This is a genomic window from Vreelandella neptunia (assembly GCF_000712975.1).
Taxonomy (GTDB): Bacteria; Pseudomonadota; Gammaproteobacteria; order Pseudomonadales; family Halomonadaceae; genus Vreelandella; species Vreelandella qaidamensis.
The window spans coordinates 522036-539980 of record NZ_JHQL01000001.1 but is presented as its reverse complement, the minus strand read 5'-3'; the positions used below and the strand labels follow the sequence as shown (position 1 = coordinate 539980).

The window sequence follows — 17945 nt, the reverse complement described above, 5'->3', positions numbered from 1 at the left end:
TCATTAGGACACTCTCATTAGGACAATGACGATGCCCAACGCCCGCTTACTTATTGCCTCAGTTGGCTTTATGGCTGCTGGCTTCGCCGCCAACACCCACGCACAAGACGACTCTTGGCGTTTCCAGCTAACCCCCTATGTGTGGATGACAGCGCTGGCTGGCGATGTCCGGCCACTCTCCAACGCCCCAACCATCAGCACCTCACGCTCTTTTAGTGATGTATTGAGTGACCTAGAAGGTGCTTTTTTTATGGCCGGTAGCGCCCGTAAAGACCGCTGGGTTTTGTTTGGAGATATTACCTGGGCATCACTGAGCCATGAGAGCACGTTGCAGCCCGGCGTTGCGATAGAAGGCAACCTACGTCAGCGTTCGATAACCGCAGCAGCAGGCTATCAAGTGCTCAACACCCCGACCCAATACCTAGATCTATTAGCGGGTGCACGGGCTTGGCGAATAGAAGCTGACGTGAGCGTGCCCGCCTTAGGCATTAGCGCCAGTCACACGGAACGCTGGGTCGATCCACTTTTAGCCGCCCGGCTGCGCTCAACGTGGACACCTAAGTGGTCAACGTTAGTGCATGTTGATGGGGGCGGCTTCGGCATAGATGCCAGTAGCACATGGCAAGCGGTCGCCACGGCGAACTACCAGGTAAATGATGCTTTTCACCTTTCAGCAGGCTTTCGGCACTTAGCAGTAGACCGCGATGAAAACGGCACCCGCGTTGATGTGTCGATGAGTGGCCCACTACTAGGCGCAACCTGGATGTTTTAGTAACACGTTTTCCACGACATGACGCCCCGCTCGTCGTGGGAATAGCACCTAAAAGCCTCAGCGGATGACTTCCCACCGGAGACTAGCGATTTTTCTGAAACGCATCACTTAATACCGCCGCCAAAATCCCCGTGGGCATCGCGATAATCCCGATGCCCGCCACCGCCGTTAATCCCGCAAAAAACTTACCTAACCCAGTGATAGGAACCATATCGCCATACCCCACCGTCGTCAGCGTAGTAACACTCCACCACAGCACACGGAGCACGCTGCCAAACACTTCCGGTTGGGCAGAGGCTTCTGCTAAATACAGGCAGAAAGAGGAAAGTAACAGCAATAGCATCGCTAGACCCGCACTCAACCACAGCTCATGAGAACGAGATTTCAGCGCCTCTGCCAGCGCTACCCAAGCCTGGCTGAATCGGCCTAAACGGGTTAGTCGCAACATTAGCGCCAAACGCAACATATGTAGTAAGAAGCCGTTGTTTTGAACCATAAACCCCAGGAAATACGGCAAAATCGCCAGTAAATCCACCATGGCCCAAAACGAAAATACATAGCGCAACCGGCCTTTTATCCCGCGGTAACGAGGATCTTCACCGACAACATACAGACGCAGTAAATACTCGCCGATAAAGATCACCACAAACACGGTTTCTAGGGTAAGAAAAAGGCGTGGTGAAAGTGCCCGCAGCATTGGCTCCGTTTCCAAAATAGCCACCAGCGATGCCAGCAAAATCAGTACGCAGACGACTCTATTAATGGTCGACAACCCCTGCCGCAGGTGCGTTTCTAAGGCTAACTACCGGTAAAGCTCAGCTCTATTTATGATCATTTCTTCAAAAGACTTATTAGTGAATGCAGCGATCTAAAACCCGAACAACCGCTTACGAACAGGGCGAATAGCAAATACTACCAGTGCTGCTAAAGCCAGCCATTCTAGCCACACCGGCAGCAGCTCCTGAACTTGGCTCGCCTGTTGAACGGGGTCCCACCCTGTCATCGCCAGTCCTTGATCAAACACCCAACCGATCAACACCGTCACCAGCAGAATGCTGACGAGATAAACCGCTAACGCTTGGCTGCCAAACTCACGCCGCAGAATAGCCAGGGTGGCTAGGCTCGTTACAGGGCCAGCAAGCAGAAAGACTAGCGCCATTCCTGGTGAAATGCCCGCCAATAGTAAACCTGCAGCAACGGGGGTGGCTGCGGTAGCACAGATATACAAAGGAATGCCGATGACCGCCATAAGGAGTAACGCCCACAAACCACCTGAAAATCCCACCAGGGTTTCTGGCGGCACAAAGGTCACCAGCACCCCTGCTAGCAATAAACCGGCAAACATCCAGCGACTGATATCATCCAATAAATCACTGAAGGCATACTTCAACCCTGCGATCACCCCCGTCGAATCAGAGGCATGTGCGTTGGCGCCGTCAGCGTCACAGCCTTTTGATGCACAGCAGCTGCTAACAGGGGTGTTTTTCGGCAGCCCTGTTTGGCCAGTAAAGCCCACTAAAATACCCGTCACTATCGCGGTTACCAACGCTCCCAGCACCCGAGCAAGCGCCATTAGGGGGCCTAACAGCACACTGGTGATGAGCATTGAATCTACCCCCACGCCTGGGGTGCTGATCAAAAAAGACGTGGTTGGCCCACGGCCCGCCCCGCCCCGATGCAGCGCCAGCGCGGTAGGAATCGCCCCACACGAACACAGCGGCAACGGCATCCCAATCACCGCCGCTCGGGTAATACTTCCCAGCCCACGCCCACCCATCCAACGCTGTAGCAAATGCTCTGGCATCAACGCCTTAATCAGCCCCGCAATCACCAACCCCAGTAACAGCCAAGGGGCAGCGGTTAAGGCAATACTCAACAGCTCGTTGATCAGCTTCATCGTCAGTTACCTGCTTGTTAACTATCAAAGTAACGACTAGCCTAAACCCTGTCATCGTTACAGGGTCAAGCCGATGAAACGCCACTATCGTATTGGGGAAGTTGCCAGCCGAACCGGATGCTCGCCGGAAAGCATTCGCCATTATGAAAAGTTGGGATTACTGGCACCGCCACAGCGGGGAGAACAAGGCTATCGATTGTATGATCAGGCCGCGCTAGAACGCATTGGCTTCATTCGCCATGGTCGTAGCCTAGGGTTAGACCTGCACAGCATTCAGGAATTGCTAGCGCTTTCCGACAACCCTGATACCGACTGCACCGCCGCCGATGATATCGCCAGCCGCCACCTAGAACACTTAGAAGAGCGTATCGCCGCTTTACAAGCCCTGGCAGGCGAACTGCGCCAAGTGGTTCACCAATGCCGAGGCGGAAAAACTGCCAACTGCCAGATCATTCAAACGCTATATGACCACCAACCCGCCTGCACTGAACGGGGATGTGGGGCAGTGAAAGCATAAGGGCTCACCTGGCAACATCCCCCACAACATCGAATTTCGCGCAGCCGTCGGCTACGGTTATATCAGCATCGTAAAAAAGGAATGCCGCATGATTGAGACAAGGGAAGAACTCGACGCTATTAAAAAGTCATGCTATTCGATGGTGACCAAAAGCGCGGGAATCTCGGCGGGCACCGCTGTCATTCCTATACCTGGGCTAGATATCGGTTCAGACGTAGCTATCTTAATGCGCATAATTCCCAAAATTAACGCTCAGTTTGGGTTGTCGCCTGAACAAATCGAAAGCCTGGATACCGAAACCAAACTCTTTGTGATGACCGCCATTTCCAATACGGGAAGCAAGTTAGCCGGAAAATACATCACCAAGAAACTAATTATAACGCTGCTGAACAAGATGGGCGTTAAGGTCGCCGCCAAAGGGGTTACTAAGTTTGTTCCCTTCATTGGCAGCGCTGTGGCTGGCACTATTAGCTTTACTGCCATGAAGTACATGGGCAACAGCCATATTGAGGATTGTTACAAGATTGCCTTGGCTACCCTGGAAAACAAGCAGCTACCTCCCGTGGCTGAGCCTGCGACCTTTATACCAGCCGACGACCCCGCTAATCCCCATTAGCAAATGACCGACGACGCCTACCCTGCCACGTCACTGTGGTGGCAGCGTAATCACCCCTTTCAAGTAAGGCGCAACGCGGCCTTTGATAATGACGCGGTCGCCTTCTATCTCGCAGCTCAGCGCACCTTTGCGGGCACCACCCTGGCGTGCGGTAAGCTGCTGCTTACCCAGCCGTTTCGCCCAATAAGGCGCAAGCGAGGTATGCGCCGAGCCAGTAACAGGATCTTCTTCCACACCTACGTTGGGGCCGAACCAGCGAGAGACAACGTCTACATCGCTGCCTTTCGCAGTAACGACAATGCCGCGGCCTGGAAGGCGCTTCAATTGCTGCATATCCGGCGTTAGCGATTCAATCAACTGCGCATCGTTAACCACCACCACGATATCGTCAGATATCAGCAGTTCTTCGATCTCGTTAATCCCTAGCGCTGCCTTTACCTCAGCTTCCATCGTTAAAGGTTCGACGACCTTTGCGGGAAAATCCATTGCCAGTTCGTAGCCGTCACGCTGCACTAAAAGCTGGCCGCTGCGGGTCTCGAACTGCAGCAGTTCAGCACTATCGCCCAGCATATTAAAAATCACCCACGCCGCCGCCAGCGTGGCATGACCACACAAATCCACTTCTACCGCAGGGGTAAACCAGCGCAGCTGATAGCCAGATTCAGTCGGCACAAAAAAGGCGGTTTCAGAGAGGTTGTTCTCTGTGGCTATCGCCTGCAATAACCCATCATCTAGCCACGTTTCCAACGGACAAACCGCCGCAGGGTTACCTTCAAACGGTTTAGAGGCAAACGCATCGACTTGGTAAAGATCTATATTCATTACAGCCAGCCTTTTCTAACGTCATGGTCATTATGTTTTGGATAACACGAGGCGTTTACCAAGGGCGCGCCGCCTGACCTAGGGCGCCTCAGTAGTGGCACGCCCTTTAATAATAGAACGGGCAAGCATCACATACGCCACCAGCCCACAGGCGGCCATGGCTAGAATGACCGCTTCAAGCGTATGCGGCAACATAGCGGACAGTGCGCTGAGCAGCCCGGCGACCCCGAACTGGGCAGCACCCAAAAGTGCTGCGGCCGTCCCGCCACTGGTGGGAAAGAACTCCAAAAAGCAGGCCTGGATATTCGGCGAGATCGCCCCTATCGAGCCGATGGTCAACATCATGGCGGGTAGGAAAGCGTACAGCGGCCACTCCATAAAGGCAGCCATCACCAGCAGCAGTATGCCGATACCCTGACAGCCCGTTGCCAACTGCAAAATACGCAGCGACGGCAACCTGGAAAGCAGGATTCGATTGAGAATATTGAAGATAAGCATCGCGACGATATTCGCTGCAAACAGCATCGAAAACGCCGAAGGCGACTGGCCGAAATGCCCCTGATAAATAAATGAGGCATAGGTGATAAACATCATCAGAGTAGAAAATGAGGCAGCCTGCCAAACGATGAACGGCAGAGCCGGCTTTGTCGACAGAACCAATTTATAACGCGCCAGCAGGCTCATCTTAGGGCTTTTCATGCGAGACACCTTGCCCGTACCGGTAAAGAGTACCCGTACCAGCAATGGCACCAGCAGCAACGCGTAGACCGCCAAAGCGAAAAAGATAGTGTGCCAGGAGCCTAGCGTCAGAATCGCGCTGCCTACACTTGGCGCAATACCTGGCGCCAGCACCATGATAAAGCCCATCATCGAAAACAGTTTCGCGGCATCACGGCCCGCCACCCGGTCACGCACCAGCGCCGGTACAGATACCAGGGTAGAACCAGCACCAAGGGCCTGCACTGCGCGCCCCCAGAGCAGCGTATTTAAGGAATCCGCCATACCAATCACAATGCTTGAGAGCGCAAAAATCGCCAGCCCACTCATCAGCACCCGCTGGCGCCCGAAACGGTCTGAAAGCGCACCGCCGATTAACTGACCAAACGCCATCGCGAAGACATACACCGAAACACTCAGTGACACCGCCTGCTGAGAAACCCCCAGTGATTCACCGATAATCGGAAAGGCTGGCAGGTACGTATCCATGGAAAACGGGCCCAGCATCATGGTCATTGCCAAGCTCAGCACCACAATGAAAGGTGTTTTAGATTGAGTCATAGAAGCTCATGGTAAAGGGGCATAATGATGGACAACATCCAAAGCATCATACCGACAGATGCTATCAAGGCAATCGAATAGGTAGGTGGCTTGCTAATGGGGCTTTGGGAGTAAGAGCGGGAGTAAGGCTTTGAGAGCAAGGTTTTGAGAGCAAGTGGACAGCCCCTGACCAATAAAAGGTATGATTGCATAGCGCATTTTATACCAACGAGGAGAACCGCATGCCCGCCTACATCGTACTGACCCGTGAGCACACCCACGATAACGAAGAAATGAAACGCTACAGCGAAAAGGCCAAAGCCGCCCGTGAAGGCCACGACCCACAGCCGCTCGCCTTCTATGGTGAGTTTGAGGTGCTCGAAGGTAGCGCCATGGAAGGTGCGGTGATTCTACGCTTCCCCGATATGGCCGCCGCCCGCGCCTGGTACGAAAGCCCCGCCTATCAGGAAGCCCGTAAGCACCGTTTCCAGGGTGCCGATTACCGCGTCTTTTTGGTAGATGGTATCGAAAAGGCGTGAAGTTTATTCGGCTCAGCCCTCTCATTCACCCCAACAGCAATCCCCGCTCGATGGGAATAAACTCGCTCGCGGCATTGATGAGAGAGGCTGCGCTGAGCTGGGGCACGCCATAGACCTCGACACGCTTGCCATGTACTTCACGGATTTTCTGGGCCAGAAGATCGAAATCGCCATCGCCGGAGACCAGCACCACCACATCCGCTTTCGCCGCGTACTCGATAGCATCCAGCGTGATCCCCACGTCCCAGTCGCCCTTGGCAGAACCATCCGAGCGCTGGATGAACGGCTTGAGCCTGACCTCAAACCCAATCGAGCGGAGGATATTCTGGAACTCACGCTGCTTGGCATCGCCCTTATCAATGGCATAGCAGCGGGCAGTGAGTACTTCACGGTCCGCCGTCACCTTCGCCCAAAACCGGCGATAATCAAAGTGCTTGCCGTAGGCTTCGCGCACGGTGTAGTAGACGTTCTGGGTATCCACAAAAATAGCAACACGTGTCATGACAAATAGGCCTAGGCAGGGAGTGAAACGCCAGCCTCGCAAGACGGGCGTGGAAGTGTCTACATGGTACCGCGCAGCGATTGGGAATACGCCTTCTGGAAGTAAATGAGCTACCGCGCATCTACCACTTTCGGTTAGACGGCGTTGATTGAGGGGATAGCCCTACACCAGACCGTCTTTGAGAACCTGGGTGGCCCGTTTGCGAAATTGGACGCCACGCTGAGGTTTCACCCGATAACCAACCGAGATAATCATGTCCAGAGTGTAGTGATCAATCTCCCGCTGAACTTGGTGCCTACCCTCTTGGCGAACTATCCGGAATTTCCGGATAGTTAAAGCTTTGTCGCTATAGGCTGGCACCCTAAAAGCCATCAACCAACCATATTCCATGGCGATAACCTCGGGCATCAGTCATCGCATAGCGGCCTGTGTACTCCCTACGCCAAAAGCGGTCAATATTGCTGCTCCCAGAGGTAAATGAGCCGATTGCCCTGCCTATTCAGATCATATTATGAGCCGATTACGGTTTATATTCGGCTCATGGGCTAACAATGCAAAGCTTCACCCGAGCCAAAGTGTAAAAATGAACAGCAAGCCTGACAGACAGAGATTACCTCTCTTGCTAACCTTGCCAACCGTACCTATATTCATATTTATTACTTATGAATAAGGACACCATAATGGCCACGACCAGCCTCAGCCTAGGGGAGCACTGGGAAGTCTTTATCAGAAACGAGGTCGCCAGCGGCCGCTATGGCTCCGCCAGTGAGGTTGTGCGTGATGCGTTACGTGCAATGGAAGAGCGCAAAAGCAAACTTGAAGCGCTTCGCACTCACTTAGCCCAAGGTGCAGAGCAAGCGAGAGCAGGTGAATTCGTGGATGATTTTTCGATGGATGGCCTAATCAACGACTTGGATAGCGAGGCTTGATGCCCACTTTCCATATCACGCTGAGAGCAAGAGACGATTTAAAAAATATCGGCCGCTATACAGAGTGGCAATGGGGCAAGAACCAACGAAATACCTATTTGAAGAATTTTGAAAAACGGTTTCACTGGCTCACAAAAAATCCCAAGCTGGGAAAGCACCGCTCGGATGTTAGCGAGGGTTATTACAGCTACCCTCAGGGCCAGCACGTTATCTTTTATCTAATCGGCCAGGAATGTATTGAAATCATTGGTATTCCTCACAAAGAGATGGATATCGTTTCTTATTTTCTGCCTGAATGAGCCAAAATAGTTTAACGACTGCCCTGCTTAAATGAATGTATCAGCCAGCGCTGTCAGCGCCTTATCAATCGCAGCGGCATCCTCGGCGAAACCGTGGGCCGGCAACCAGGTAAGATCGATATCCACCGACAACCGAGGTAGATCATGCTCGAACAGATTGATCGCCGTTCCGCCTTTCAATGCAAAGCGCGGCTCTAGTGACAGCACCGGGAGAATATCTACCAGCAGCTGTAAGCGGTCGGTGTAGCGTTTATCCCAAGTGCTCATCCAAGTCCCTCGGTAGCGTGATCTGATAAATCGGGTGCAAACGTCCTCCGGGTATCAGCACGCGTTTGCCACTGCCGAGATCCACCTCATCCAACGATAGGCGACGCAACCACGCATGCTGGTATCGATCCGCCAAGGCGAGAAACAGGCGTTTGGCCTTGATACTGTTGCAATGGCGCAGCAACGCCGTCATGCGCTTTGGGCTCAGTGTTGCCAAGCTCTGCATAAGCGCATCGGCTTCATAGACCATCGCCGCGCAGGTGGGGCTATCGCACAGTTCCAGTATCGCGCGCTCCGGTGTCGAACAAACGATGGTTCCCGCACCAGAAAGCATCTCTTGCCGTTTCAGCCCCTGCTCGAGTAAGTGATCCTTTTGAGAATCTGCAGTAAACGGCCAAACAAAGGGAGGCTTGCCGCAGAATACAAATCTCTCAGGCAGAGCCAACTGGCTCAGCCAACCTGGTGGCCGAGTAGTCCCGTAAAGCGTTATCGTGGCAGCTTCGCCCAGCCGCAGATAGTGTTCGTACCCATGCATTGCCAGCGCGAAGCGCCCACCAACGTATAACGCCAAGCCCTCACGCTCTTGCAGGCTTCGCAGTACGCCCTGCCACTGTAGCCGCCCACCTTTTCTCAGATAGACGCCACGCGCTGGTGACACCAGCCAACCGCTGGAGACATAGCGCGCCACAAGGCTTCTCGAATAGCCATACGCCTGCAGCCAGCGACTGGAGACTAAATCCGTATCTTCCAGGCTAGCTAACAGATGGTTTATCTTCGATGGTTTTTGTTCACTCATAGTGAACATATTACGGCTTTGGGTAACCTTGTCCAGTGAACACGAGGTTTACCTGAAATAAATTTTGATCACTATTAGTGAGCTTATTTAAGAATCATTGAACTCAACAACCAAGATGCCGAGTGCTTGACCGATGGGCACCACCAATACTTAAATGTTTGCCAAGCGTACGTCCTGAATAGCCTTCAGCGTTTTGCCATCAGCATCCTTCCAGGCGAGTCGACCGTTGGCGCTGCCGCCCACCAACACGCCTGCCGCTGTTGAGGGAGATGAAAAGCGGAAATCTTGGGTAAATACCAGCTTTCCATCTAGCGGCGAGATCACACCGCGCTCTTGTAGAAGCTGACGCTGCTCGCGCATGTAGTCGTGAATAGACACCGTCTCTTCAGCACGAGCTAATGAGCCTTTTAGTACCACAAAGCCATCGGCGACTTCTCTGCCAACATCTTCGACCCCGCGTTCGTTGAGATAAAGCGTAAGTGGCGGCTCTTCTTGCTCTGAAGATGCCGCAGCAGCTTGGCTGCTGGCTGCTTCAAACGCATCAATTCCCAACAGCGGAAAAATCACCAGCATCCAAAGTGTTGTGAGGCAAAGGCATTCACTTGTTATAGGTCGATTTTCATTGCAAGCGACATGGCCTCACTGACCAAGCCCACCACCTACTGCGTACCTTCATAAGCTTACCCAAGTAACACCGTATAGCGCGTGCTGCGCCCACCGCCGGGTAGCTTGGAAAGGCAGCCTTTCTCCACCAGTTCTGCCAAATCCCGCGTGGCAGTGGCTTTGCTCACCTTAGCCAACGATTGGTACTTGCGGGCATTGATACCCTGCGCGAATTCCTCTCCTGCGGTATCCAAAAAACGGTTCAGCACCTTGATTTTCCGTTCGTTTAGCACGGTGGTGGCATGGCGCTGCCAAAAGGTAGCCTTAACTAATACCCGGTCGATTCTTAACAGCGCCTGCTCAAGCGCCTCTTTTAGCGTATCGAGAAACCACAACAGCCAAGGCGTAATATCGAGACCGCCTTTCTGGGTGCTTTCGAGATGATCGTAGTAAGCGTGGCGGCGCGCCATAATGGCCGCGCTCAAGGAATAGAACCGCACGGATTGACGCTCTGCATGCGCAAGCGCACGATCTGTCACCGCGCGGGTAACGCGCCCATTGCCATCATCAAAGGGGTGCAAGGTAATCACCCATAGATGGGTTATACCAGAGCGAACCAGCCCATCGAGCCCCTGAGGCGACTGGTTGAACCAAGTAATAAAGGCATCCAGCTCAGTTTCCAACTACCCACGGGGCGGCGCTTCAAAATGCAAGGTAGGCCGAGCGGGCGAATTCGTGGGTGATTTTTCGATGGATGCCTTAATCGACAACATAGACAGCTAAGATTAGTGACAGTCACTTGCTGCTGAGTAAATAGCCACACGGACTCTTGGACACTCATCCACCCATTTTCCACATAGCTTATGCATTATCTAAACCATATATGGATAATTAACTCTTAAAAGGAGACATATAGTAAACTTCACTGCCAACGTTTATGATATCGAAAAAACCATCGAAATCGATTCTAGAATACAAACCTATCTTAAAAGTATTCGAGTTTGAGTAATAAACATCAACATGTGACAAAGGGTGTAATCTTTCATCCTGTCTTTCAGTGTCATAATCAAATCTCAGATAGCCATCCTCAAACAAAACGACCTCTTTAAAAAAAATCCAAAAATCATTTAACTGCCCACTATATTCTTCATTAACATCTATTACACTATAGGCAAATTCTTCAACATCACTGACACCATATATGTGCTCATTAAATACGGACATAAATAAAGATGTAGCACGACTATCTACAGGAAAACCTTGCTTACTATAGAAGCAGGCACTTCCATCTTTACTCAAGTCAACCAAAAAAGGAAAATTAATGGAAAAAATCTTCTCATCGCTGCAGAAAAAGAGCCTACTCATTTTATCAACAACTAGCACCATCTTGGATACAGCTTTATCTTCAGGTGCGTCATTACCGATCAACATAACTTTAACAGCCTGCAACAACACATCGATAAGGTCTTTCTTATTCCTGATAGGCGAAAATAAAAACTTAGTTTGCATTTCGTCTAAGTAGTATACTTTCTTTTTCATTGCTTTCTCAAAAATCTTATATTTGATTCAATTACTTCCTCGACTGCCTGTCTGTCATAGTCATCTTGCAAAAGTACAGATGCAACCTTATTAATCTCCATAACTGTAAACCTATCTGTAATCCCTTGACTATTGCAAACATCTTCAACCATATCTTGAAGACTGAGACTGCTGTCAGCATCATACTCTATTGGATTAACGTAGGACATTTCATCATTATCAGAAGGCATAGAAACAGTCATATGGCCTTGAGTATTTATTTCTAAAAGTGTACTCTTTAGTATTTTAAGAATATCTTCATTTCCAGGCTTTTTAACGACTATATAAGTCTTAATAAATGATCTAGTCAGCATCATATACAAGGCATTTCTATAACGAGCCTCTCTAGAAAAATTACTTAAAAAACATATTACAAATGGAAACTCAAGCCCTTTCACATTATTTTGATTGCTTATAAAAAAATCCCCCTTCCCCCTAGACTTAGTTTCGTATGCTTTATTAACCTTCCACTCAAACTCGCGTGACAATAGCATGGACAACCTATCTGCCACACTATAACCATACTGAGATGGTTGATAAAACATTGTGCCTATATCATCTGCCTCTACTGTTGGGTGATCTCCTTTAATTATTTTTACAATTTCCAAAGCCATATCAGGGAATTCTGAAGTACTACCACACTCAACTATTTCAACACTAGGCATTGATTGGTCGTTTATATCTTCAAACCTTCGCACAGGCTCTCTCTTTAAAAGATATTTACCTTCCAGCTCTTGCACCTGATAACCACAGGCTTCCCATTCATCTTTTTCTAACCATGTCAGCTTAGGGACTTCAAACATACCAGTGCCTAGACCGTGGGAAAACATTAGCGTTCGAGGATCTGTGCGGTAGCACTTTCTCAGAAGAAAATCAGGCCTTACAGGGCCAGCTAAATAATTATCAAATATGCTTTGGAAGATATCACCAGCAACGTATACTCGTTTCTTGGTCACTTTTTCAGCTAATTTAAAAAAAACCTCTGGAAAATCTTGACTCTCATCAATTAGCATAAAATCAAAAGCATATTTGTTTTCATCTGTTGGTTTATCACCGATAGCTTCCAGGGCGTGAGCACAAGCATCCTCAAAGCTAAATCTAGGAGAAAATGGAAAGAACTCAACTCCATAATGAGCGCAAATGTATCGGTATGCACCACTATGTATATCATTCCGACTTCCCCAAGCATGTACGCACCACAGTCGCTCATGCCAAGCAATTTGCTGATCAACTCTCATAAAGTCAAAAAACTCAGGTATCCTATTTCGGAGGCTAGAAGCTAATATTTTATTATGGCAAGTAAACATAACCTTAGGCTCATCCTCTGAACCGTAAATTTCTTTTAATTTATGTAGCAAGAGTTCAGTTTTACCTGCACCAGACATCCCTTGTATTCTAACCACTTTACTTTTAGGCGGCTGGTAAACAAACCTAGTTTGCTCTCCATCAAATAAAAGTATCTTTCTCTTAACTTTTTCAAGTGTAGACTGAGGCTGTTCAACACCTACTTTATCAATATCATTCACACTACCTGTAATAAGGGAGATTAATAGCTCACACTTTCTTGCCTCCCCACTATCTTCAATTCTCGAAAATCCTAAAAGATTTTCAAAACTATCTATTTCATTCAATGTAGTTTTCTTAATCAATCCAGTCCGTTTCCAATCTCGAGGCCGTCCTATAGCTTTCCTGTGTCTATATTTATCTGCTAACGAACCAACATCCTCGATAAAGTCTTCATAAAAATAGTCAAAATCTTCTGCATTAACCGCACAGTCTAAAAAGACTATACTGTAACCTGGCATCAAAAAAACAACACCACCATCATAATCATAATAGTATTTAGAATCATTCAGAGGACGATTTATTACGTATAACTGTAGTTCATGAACATGCGAAAACTCTTTCGCCTCTTTAATTATTGTGAGATCTTTATACTCATCTTTGCCATCATAAAAAAACCAGCTATTATCCATAACCTTCCCCAAAAGCATTATTACTAGCCCTAAAAAAGCCCATCATATGATGGGCTTTTGAAAAAACCAATATCTAATAATCACTCCCACTCGATTATCAATAGAAATAAAAAATGTTTATTTTTCAATATGATACTAACCACAAAAATCAAAAGACCATGAAAAATACCACGCCGAGAAATCACCAACTTAAGCAACAAAGTCGATACTCGGAGCCTATCTTAGCATTCAAGGCTTAGCCTGAGACTCAATAGGCAACCTAGGACGCAAATCAAGAAGGTGTACATGTATATAGGCTCCGCCTCCCAAAGCCTGTTGCACTCTGTCAGCCTCTGCAGTCAGCAGCGACAATAACTCATCCGCTTTGATCATGCGCTTTTCATCTGGATGTTGCCATTGACGGTCTTTTGCAAGAGTCACCAGCAAAGCTCCAGCTTTACTGTATTCTGCTGCCATGTATTTCCTAACAAGCTGATTTTCTATTGTATCTCGCAAGTCTGTCGCTGTGCGCCCATCACCAAGTTTTAGTTCAATCACAGCTTCATGCTTAGAAAGAACAGAGCGCAAACGTATATCAGTTTCCTTTTCGTCAGCTGTAACAGCCTCTTGGTCCACAGTGTAGATCGAGTTCGCGGCATGGCTCAGCTCGCGCGAAATTTCTCGACGCATGACCCTCTCATCTGATATCCCTGCCCAAGCCTCTCGCGGTGACGCGTCACGGAGAAGAAGGTCGTTTAGGTCAGACAGCCTATCCTTCAAAATCGCAAACATGGCTTCATTCGTTGAGGCAGGCGCTTCCCCGCTTCGATCAAGCGCTACCGCTTGAGCCTCATCAAATACCTCAGCATCAATCTCTTGCGCCCAACTCTCTTCTGCCACAGCCAAAATGCGATCCTTGAAATGAGCGCACAAAGGGTCTGCGGCCATCTCGAGCTTGGTAGCAAAGCCCTCCTCGCCTTTCGCGTTGAGTAATGCCGTTACAATGCTATTGCGTGCCTGTTCCGCGTTGTCTCGAGTATCCGGTGAATAGGACCCTTCGTGGTGCGCATCGTCTTGGATTCGAACGTGGCGATAGGCCAAACGAAGAAGCCTCAGCAGTAGTTGCGGCGTGAATCGTTCATCACCCAAACCAATTCCGTCTTGGCGATCACCAAAGAGGCTGGCCAGCCATGTCACAGCGTCTGATCGCTCAGATGGTTCAACTATCTCAATCTGATCCGCCAGCTTTTCGACACTCGTCTGCGGATCAATTCGCATTAAGGTCGACAACCAAACAAGGCGCAGCGAAAACGGCAATTGTTGTTCCAATCTTTGTAGTGCCCGTTCTTGAAGTCTCTTAATTTCCGCAGCATCGCCATGCTTCAAGATAACCCGTGTGACTTGCCGAACCCTTTCGGTGATTCCGGTCGTGTTATCGGCGCCATTAATCCAGTCCCCACCGTCATCTAGCCAGGATTCCAGTCGTGGTAAAAATAAACTGGCTACCCTCTCAGGCGCATAATCAATTCCTTGAAGTAGGCTCGAATGTCCACGCTCACCTGACGGCCGGTTCAGCTCCCACGACAATTCATTTCCAAGCGTCCGGTCCACAGCGTTTGGGTGCGTGTCTACGAGACCTTCTATCCACTGAGGCAGGCCGTTCAGTTCAATCAGAGCGTACCGCGCGGCTAGCTCGGCTTCGGCATCGCCGAGTTTAGCTGCCCAGTCGGGGGCCTCCGCTTCGGCGTAGATCGCGGCCAGACCAAGTTGCCAACGCACAAGAAATGTATTGCGCTCGCCTTCGGGCCTTTCGCTGGGAAAAGTTGGGTGGTCATCACGCCAGATCTTCATCAGCACCCGGCGAAGCTTGTCGGCCGTTTCTTGATTGAATTGCTCTTCAATGAATCGCCGGTTCCAGCCTGACGATCGACTGTCTTCACCATCATGACTCATGGCGCGCCACAAGTTCCAAGCAGTGTTCCAGCTTTGCTCCGTCGAAAATGCGTTTTCAGGCTGATTGGCAACTTCTCGCCAGAACTGAACCCAGCTCGCGCGGTTCTTGGCCTTTCGCCGCTCTTCTTGCTTCTTTCGTTCAGCCTGCTTCTTTTCCCAACGACGATGCTCTTTGTCGTGCTTCGATGGCTTCAGCGAGTCGTCAAGTCTTTGCACGAATGAAGGTTCATCCACTATTAGAGGCCTAAGTCCTTCAACGTGTTTTTTCCATGTATCACGATCCGGCGACAGACGGATGGCTGCCTCCAAGAGCATTGCGCGTTCACCCGCATCCCGGGTCGTGTCACCAAGCGCTTCTCTCACCCAAGTCAGATCCCGGTCCGGTCTTAGCTGAACTGGTCCATCATGAATAGTGATCTCTGCGAGCCGTCTCCAAGGATCTTTGATTTCATGAAGCGACTGCAGCAAAGCGTCCTCAACCCAGAAAAGACGCTCATTGTCCACTGCTTTCAGATTGATCAGCCGTTCGCGAAGTGATTTGATCGGCTCATCGTCGCAATGGTCTCGGTGGTGTAATCGCAATGCGATTACACCACCATGCAGCCACTGGTCGTCTAGGCTTATATCGAGGCCGCGTTCACATGTTGCTGCGAGTGCTCCACTGAGATGTGGCCGATCACTCATAATATGCGGCCACTCTTTTCGCCATTTAAGCCCCTCTGATACTAGCGCGAGGAGACCATCACGAAGTTCCTCAAGGACAGGGAGATCAAGAGACGCTCCTGCTATCAGGCGTGGTAGTTGCCAACTAAGATCGCCTACATTGCGCTTCTCTCGCTTTATCCATTTAAGGGTCCGACAAAGCTGCTCAACCGACATGTATTTTGGGAAAAGGCGTAGTATGGCACCGCGTACTACTCTGTCAGGCCAGCGATCATCAGCCTCAGCTATCCTGGCAGAAACTATCCCTAATCTCTCGTCACCAAGGGCTACTAAAGCGTCAATAGCCATTATGCGCTCGACCGCAGTTGCAGCAATGTCCTGAGTGATATCGAATACGATGTCTGCACAAGCTTCTATGCGACCCGCCTCTATAAGGCTGATGAGGACTTCTCGTACATCCGGATTCTCTACTCCACTGCGCCAAATCCTGTCGATTTCTTCTGCCAACTCGTTCGATGCAAATCGGTGGACCTGAATGTGAGGCACCTGAAGGCCTCTCCACCCACCAGGGCCGTAGCGCTTAGCGTAGGCGTGAAGAGCTTGATTTCGCTGCGCCTGCGTTAGCGACTCTGGGTCGCCTTCATCCAGAAGCACAGCAGGCTCATTGTCCCGCAAGAGTTCAAATATCCCGTCTTCTTGCAAGGCTAGCCACCCCGCCACTGGTCGCTTGGACGGGCGAACGATTGTGTTACCTTTTGTCTCCGCGAAGAGAAGACGTTTGAGGGCTCGAAACGGCATGCCTTGTCTTCGAAAAGCTATTAGCCGCTCCGCAGCAAGGTACTCGGCAACAGAGCGATGATGGAAGCGCACTCGGCCATAAGAAGCGAAGCCAAATAACGGACGCTCCAGCAGTGCTTTTCGTTCGTTCGGCTGCCAATCGGATAGGATGATCGCGGGATCAAGAGCTGCCTCCTCGTCAACAGCGTCGGACGCTGCACTATGACGAATGGTTATACGACGTGTCATCTGAACTGCAAGCGCGAGTCGGCTAGCTCCTTCGATCGCCTTGTCGACAGATAATTCCGCCGGTTCAGGTCTGTCTTCGCGAGGAAGCAACTTCACGCGAACATTCGTGGCAACCTGATCGCGATGTGTTCGGATGCGTTTATGCTCACGCCAGTCCGCGCATAACTCAATGAGGTCCTGAGGCCTACGTGCAAACTCTAGGGCATTGCGACGCCGTAAGTCTTCAAAAAGAAGATCAGGATCGCTCACTCCCTGGTGTCGACAAAAATCGACGATCTGTTCGTCCGACAACGGCATTAAAGCTACAGACCGCCAATCGGGCGATTGATTTTTGCTTCTGTTGTCGTGTTGCTCCCGATGCTCACGCATTGCGATCTTCGCAAATGCTTCTTCATCGGAGTCCGAAGACGGCGACATAGGAACAGGCAGTACGTTTCGGACCAGCTGTTCGTCGAAGGGGATCGGCCGTGTCGTGATGACGACGCGCGCCCGATGAAGCTGACCTCCGATACACTTTTTCAGTCGTTTGAGCGCGCGCTCAAACGACCCCATCGTCAATTTTAGCTCGTCAATCGAGTCCAGAAAAAATGTCGCCACCTCAGACTGTGAGGCAAGCCACCCATCCAGCCGGGCTTCTTCATCTGCATCTAACAGACTGCGAAGGTCTTCTGTTGCCAACGCGGCCAATTCAACGAAGAATGCAGATTCTCCCGAGGCCCAAAGGCGCTCCGACTGTTTACGGCATTCGTAGGTTTTTCCTGCCCCTGCCTCGGAAATTATCAGTACACGTTTTGAATGTAGTAAATCATCCCATGTATATCCTCGCGACCAGCCCAGGCTGACCAAGAAAGACTGTTGGTCGGCATCATTAACCTTCCCATCAGGGATATCTTTAAAGGTCCGCTCTATTATTGTCACTAATGCCACCTATAAAATTTTTACTAATTAGGCCCG

At 50.2% G+C, this 17945-nt stretch carries 19 protein-coding genes; 6 read left to right on the top strand and 13 right to left on the bottom strand.

What is annotated here, in order from left to right; translation table 11 throughout:
- Positions 1–31: 31 nt before the first annotated feature.
- A complete protein-coding gene (locus CR46_RS0102470) occupies positions 32–772 on the top strand; it encodes a hypothetical protein (protein ID WP_030069817.1) in 741 nt (246 codons plus the stop codon).
- Positions 773–854: 82 nt separating this feature from the next.
- Here CR46_RS0102470 and CR46_RS0102465 read toward each other — a convergent pair whose 3' ends face one another.
- Positions 855–1544 (bottom strand): potassium channel family protein, encoded by a 690-nt coding sequence (locus tag CR46_RS0102465; protein ID WP_232222330.1) that lies wholly within the window; start codon positions 1542–1544, stop codon positions 855–857.
- A gap of 96 nt (positions 1545–1640) precedes the next feature.
- Positions 1641–2669: an SO_0444 family Cu/Zn efflux transporter gene (locus CR46_RS0102460; RefSeq protein WP_030069813.1), complete on the bottom strand. Its 1029-nt coding sequence runs from the start codon at positions 2667–2669 to the stop codon at positions 1641–1643.
- Between the two features lie 73 nt (positions 2670–2742).
- Here CR46_RS0102460 and CR46_RS0102455 point away from each other — a divergent pair, with 73 nt between their 5' ends.
- Both CR46_RS0102455 and CR46_RS0102450 read left to right on the top strand, forming a co-directional pair.
- Positions 2743–3186: a MerR family transcriptional regulator gene (locus CR46_RS0102455; RefSeq protein WP_030069810.1), complete on the top strand. Its 444-nt coding sequence runs from the start codon at positions 2743–2745 to the stop codon at positions 3184–3186.
- A gap of 88 nt (positions 3187–3274) precedes the next feature.
- Complete coding sequence (locus tag CR46_RS0102450; protein WP_030069808.1) at positions 3275–3802, top strand: hypothetical protein; 528 nt, start codon at positions 3275–3277, stop codon at positions 3800–3802.
- Between the two features lie 30 nt (positions 3803–3832).
- Here CR46_RS0102450 and CR46_RS0102445 read toward each other — a convergent pair whose 3' ends face one another.
- Both CR46_RS0102445 and CR46_RS0102440 read right to left on the bottom strand, forming a co-directional pair.
- On the bottom strand, positions 3833–4624 hold the full coding sequence (locus tag CR46_RS0102445; RefSeq protein WP_030069806.1) for a PhzF family phenazine biosynthesis protein: 792 nt from the start codon (positions 4622–4624) through the stop codon (positions 3833–3835).
- Between the two features lie 78 nt (positions 4625–4702).
- Positions 4703–5902: a multidrug effflux MFS transporter gene (locus tag CR46_RS0102440; RefSeq protein WP_030069804.1), complete on the bottom strand. Its 1200-nt coding sequence runs from the start codon at positions 5900–5902 to the stop codon at positions 4703–4705.
- Between the two features lie 221 nt (positions 5903–6123).
- On the opposite strand from CR46_RS0102440, the gene CR46_RS0102435 reads away from it, so the two are divergent.
- On the top strand, positions 6124–6420 hold the full coding sequence (locus CR46_RS0102435) for a DUF1330 domain-containing protein (protein WP_030069802.1): 297 nt from the start codon (positions 6124–6126) through the stop codon (positions 6418–6420).
- Positions 6421–6445: 25 nt separating this feature from the next.
- Here the strand turns inward: CR46_RS0102435 and CR46_RS0102430 are convergent, their stop codons facing one another.
- Entirely contained in the window at positions 6446–6922 is a 477-nt protein-coding gene (locus tag CR46_RS0102430; RefSeq protein ID WP_030069799.1) for an NYN domain-containing protein, read from the bottom strand.
- 162 nt (positions 6923–7084) lie between these two features.
- Positions 7085–7294: a RhuM family protein gene (gene rhuM, locus CR46_RS0102425; RefSeq protein ID WP_232222338.1), complete on the bottom strand. Its 210-nt coding sequence runs from the start codon at positions 7292–7294 to the stop codon at positions 7085–7087.
- Between the two features lie 308 nt (positions 7295–7602).
- Here rhuM and CR46_RS0102420 point away from each other — a divergent pair, with 308 nt between their 5' ends.
- Positions 7603–7851: a type II toxin-antitoxin system ParD family antitoxin gene (locus CR46_RS0102420; RefSeq protein ID WP_030069795.1), complete on the top strand. Its 249-nt coding sequence runs from the start codon at positions 7603–7605 to the stop codon at positions 7849–7851.
- Positions 7851–8150: a type II toxin-antitoxin system RelE/ParE family toxin gene (locus tag CR46_RS0102415; RefSeq protein ID WP_030069793.1), complete on the top strand. Its 300-nt coding sequence runs from the start codon at positions 7851–7853 to the stop codon at positions 8148–8150. Before CR46_RS0102420 ends, CR46_RS0102415 begins: the two co-directional genes overlap by 1 nt.
- A gap of 27 nt (positions 8151–8177) precedes the next feature.
- Here the strand turns inward: CR46_RS0102415 and CR46_RS0102410 are convergent, their stop codons facing one another.
- The 7 genes from CR46_RS0102410 to CR46_RS0102380 all read right to left on the bottom strand — a co-directional run bounded on the left by CR46_RS0102410 (position 8178) and on the right by CR46_RS0102380 (position 17909).
- Positions 8178–8417, bottom strand: a complete 240-nt coding sequence (locus CR46_RS0102410; RefSeq protein ID WP_030069792.1) for a nucleotidyl transferase AbiEii/AbiGii toxin family protein — start codon at positions 8415–8417, stop codon at positions 8178–8180.
- Entirely contained in the window at positions 8401–9213 is an 813-nt protein-coding gene (locus tag CR46_RS0102405) for a type IV toxin-antitoxin system AbiEi family antitoxin domain-containing protein (RefSeq protein ID WP_030069790.1), read from the bottom strand. Before CR46_RS0102405 ends, CR46_RS0102410 begins: the two co-directional genes overlap by 17 nt.
- A 150-nt stretch (positions 9214–9363) precedes the next feature.
- Positions 9364–9786 carry a DUF4357 domain-containing protein gene (locus tag CR46_RS0102400; protein WP_030069788.1) on the bottom strand — a complete coding sequence of 141 codons (423 nt, stop codon included), beginning with the start codon at positions 9784–9786 and terminating at the stop codon, positions 9364–9366.
- Between the two features lie 107 nt (positions 9787–9893).
- Entirely contained in the window at positions 9894–10499 is a 606-nt protein-coding gene (locus CR46_RS17690) for a Fic family protein (protein ID WP_084180348.1), read from the bottom strand.
- A gap of 208 nt (positions 10500–10707) precedes the next feature.
- A complete protein-coding gene (locus CR46_RS17935; RefSeq protein WP_051690102.1) occupies positions 10708–11355 on the bottom strand; it encodes an STM2766 family helicase-associated protein in 648 nt (215 codons plus the stop codon).
- Entirely contained in the window at positions 11352–13370 is a 2019-nt protein-coding gene (locus tag CR46_RS0102385) for an STM2767 family DEAD/DEAH box helicase (RefSeq protein WP_035536205.1), read from the bottom strand. The genes CR46_RS17935 and CR46_RS0102385 overlap by 4 nt, the downstream gene beginning before the upstream one ends.
- A gap of 228 nt (positions 13371–13598) precedes the next feature.
- The gene (locus CR46_RS0102380; protein WP_232222329.1) at positions 13599–17909 is read right to left on the bottom strand and encodes an NACHT domain-containing protein; all 4311 of its coding nucleotides are present in this window, start codon (positions 17907–17909) and stop codon (positions 13599–13601) included.
- Between the last annotated feature and the right edge of the window lie 36 nt (positions 17910–17945).

Excerpts from the sequence above, each read along its gene's own strand:
- CR46_RS0102410 (WP_030069792.1), bottom strand. The coding sequence starts at position 8,417 with ATGAGCACTTGGGATAAACGCTACACCGACCGCTTACAGCTGCTGGTA.
- CR46_RS0102435 (WP_030069802.1), top strand. The coding sequence starts at position 6,124 with ATGCCCGCCTACATCGTACTGACCCGTGAGCACACCCACGATAACGAA.
- CR46_RS0102420 (WP_030069795.1), top strand. The coding sequence starts at position 7,603 with ATGGCCACGACCAGCCTCAGCCTAGGGGAGCACTGGGAAGTCTTTATC.
- CR46_RS0102460 (WP_030069813.1), bottom strand. The coding sequence starts at position 2,669 with ATGAAGCTGATCAACGAGCTGTTGAGTATTGCCTTAACCGCTGCCCCT.
- CR46_RS0102455 (WP_030069810.1), top strand. The coding sequence starts at position 2,743 with ATGAAACGCCACTATCGTATTGGGGAAGTTGCCAGCCGAACCGGATGC.
- rhuM (WP_232222338.1), bottom strand. The coding sequence starts at position 7,294 with ATGGCTTTTAGGGTGCCAGCCTATAGCGACAAAGCTTTAACTATCCGG.
- CR46_RS17935 (WP_051690102.1), bottom strand. The coding sequence starts at position 11,355 with ATGAAAAAGAAAGTATACTACTTAGACGAAATGCAAACTAAGTTTTTA.
- CR46_RS0102440 (WP_030069804.1), bottom strand. The coding sequence starts at position 5,902 with ATGACTCAATCTAAAACACCTTTCATTGTGGTGCTGAGCTTGGCAATG.
- CR46_RS0102405 (WP_030069790.1), bottom strand. The coding sequence starts at position 9,213 with ATGAGTGAACAAAAACCATCGAAGATAAACCATCTGTTAGCTAGCCTG.
- CR46_RS0102415 (WP_030069793.1), top strand. The coding sequence starts at position 7,851 with ATGCCCACTTTCCATATCACGCTGAGAGCAAGAGACGATTTAAAAAAT.
- CR46_RS0102450 (WP_030069808.1), top strand. The coding sequence starts at position 3,275 with ATGATTGAGACAAGGGAAGAACTCGACGCTATTAAAAAGTCATGCTAT.
- CR46_RS0102430 (WP_030069799.1), bottom strand. The coding sequence starts at position 6,922 with ATGACACGTGTTGCTATTTTTGTGGATACCCAGAACGTCTACTACACC.
- CR46_RS0102400 (WP_030069788.1), bottom strand. The coding sequence starts at position 9,786 with ATGCTGGTGATTTTTCCGCTGTTGGGAATTGATGCGTTTGAAGCAGCC.
- CR46_RS0102470 (WP_030069817.1), top strand. The coding sequence starts at position 32 with ATGCCCAACGCCCGCTTACTTATTGCCTCAGTTGGCTTTATGGCTGCT.
- CR46_RS0102445 (WP_030069806.1), bottom strand. The coding sequence starts at position 4,624 with ATGAATATAGATCTTTACCAAGTCGATGCGTTTGCCTCTAAACCGTTT.
- CR46_RS0102385 (WP_035536205.1), bottom strand. The coding sequence starts at position 13,370 with ATGGATAATAGCTGGTTTTTTTATGATGGCAAAGATGAGTATAAAGAT.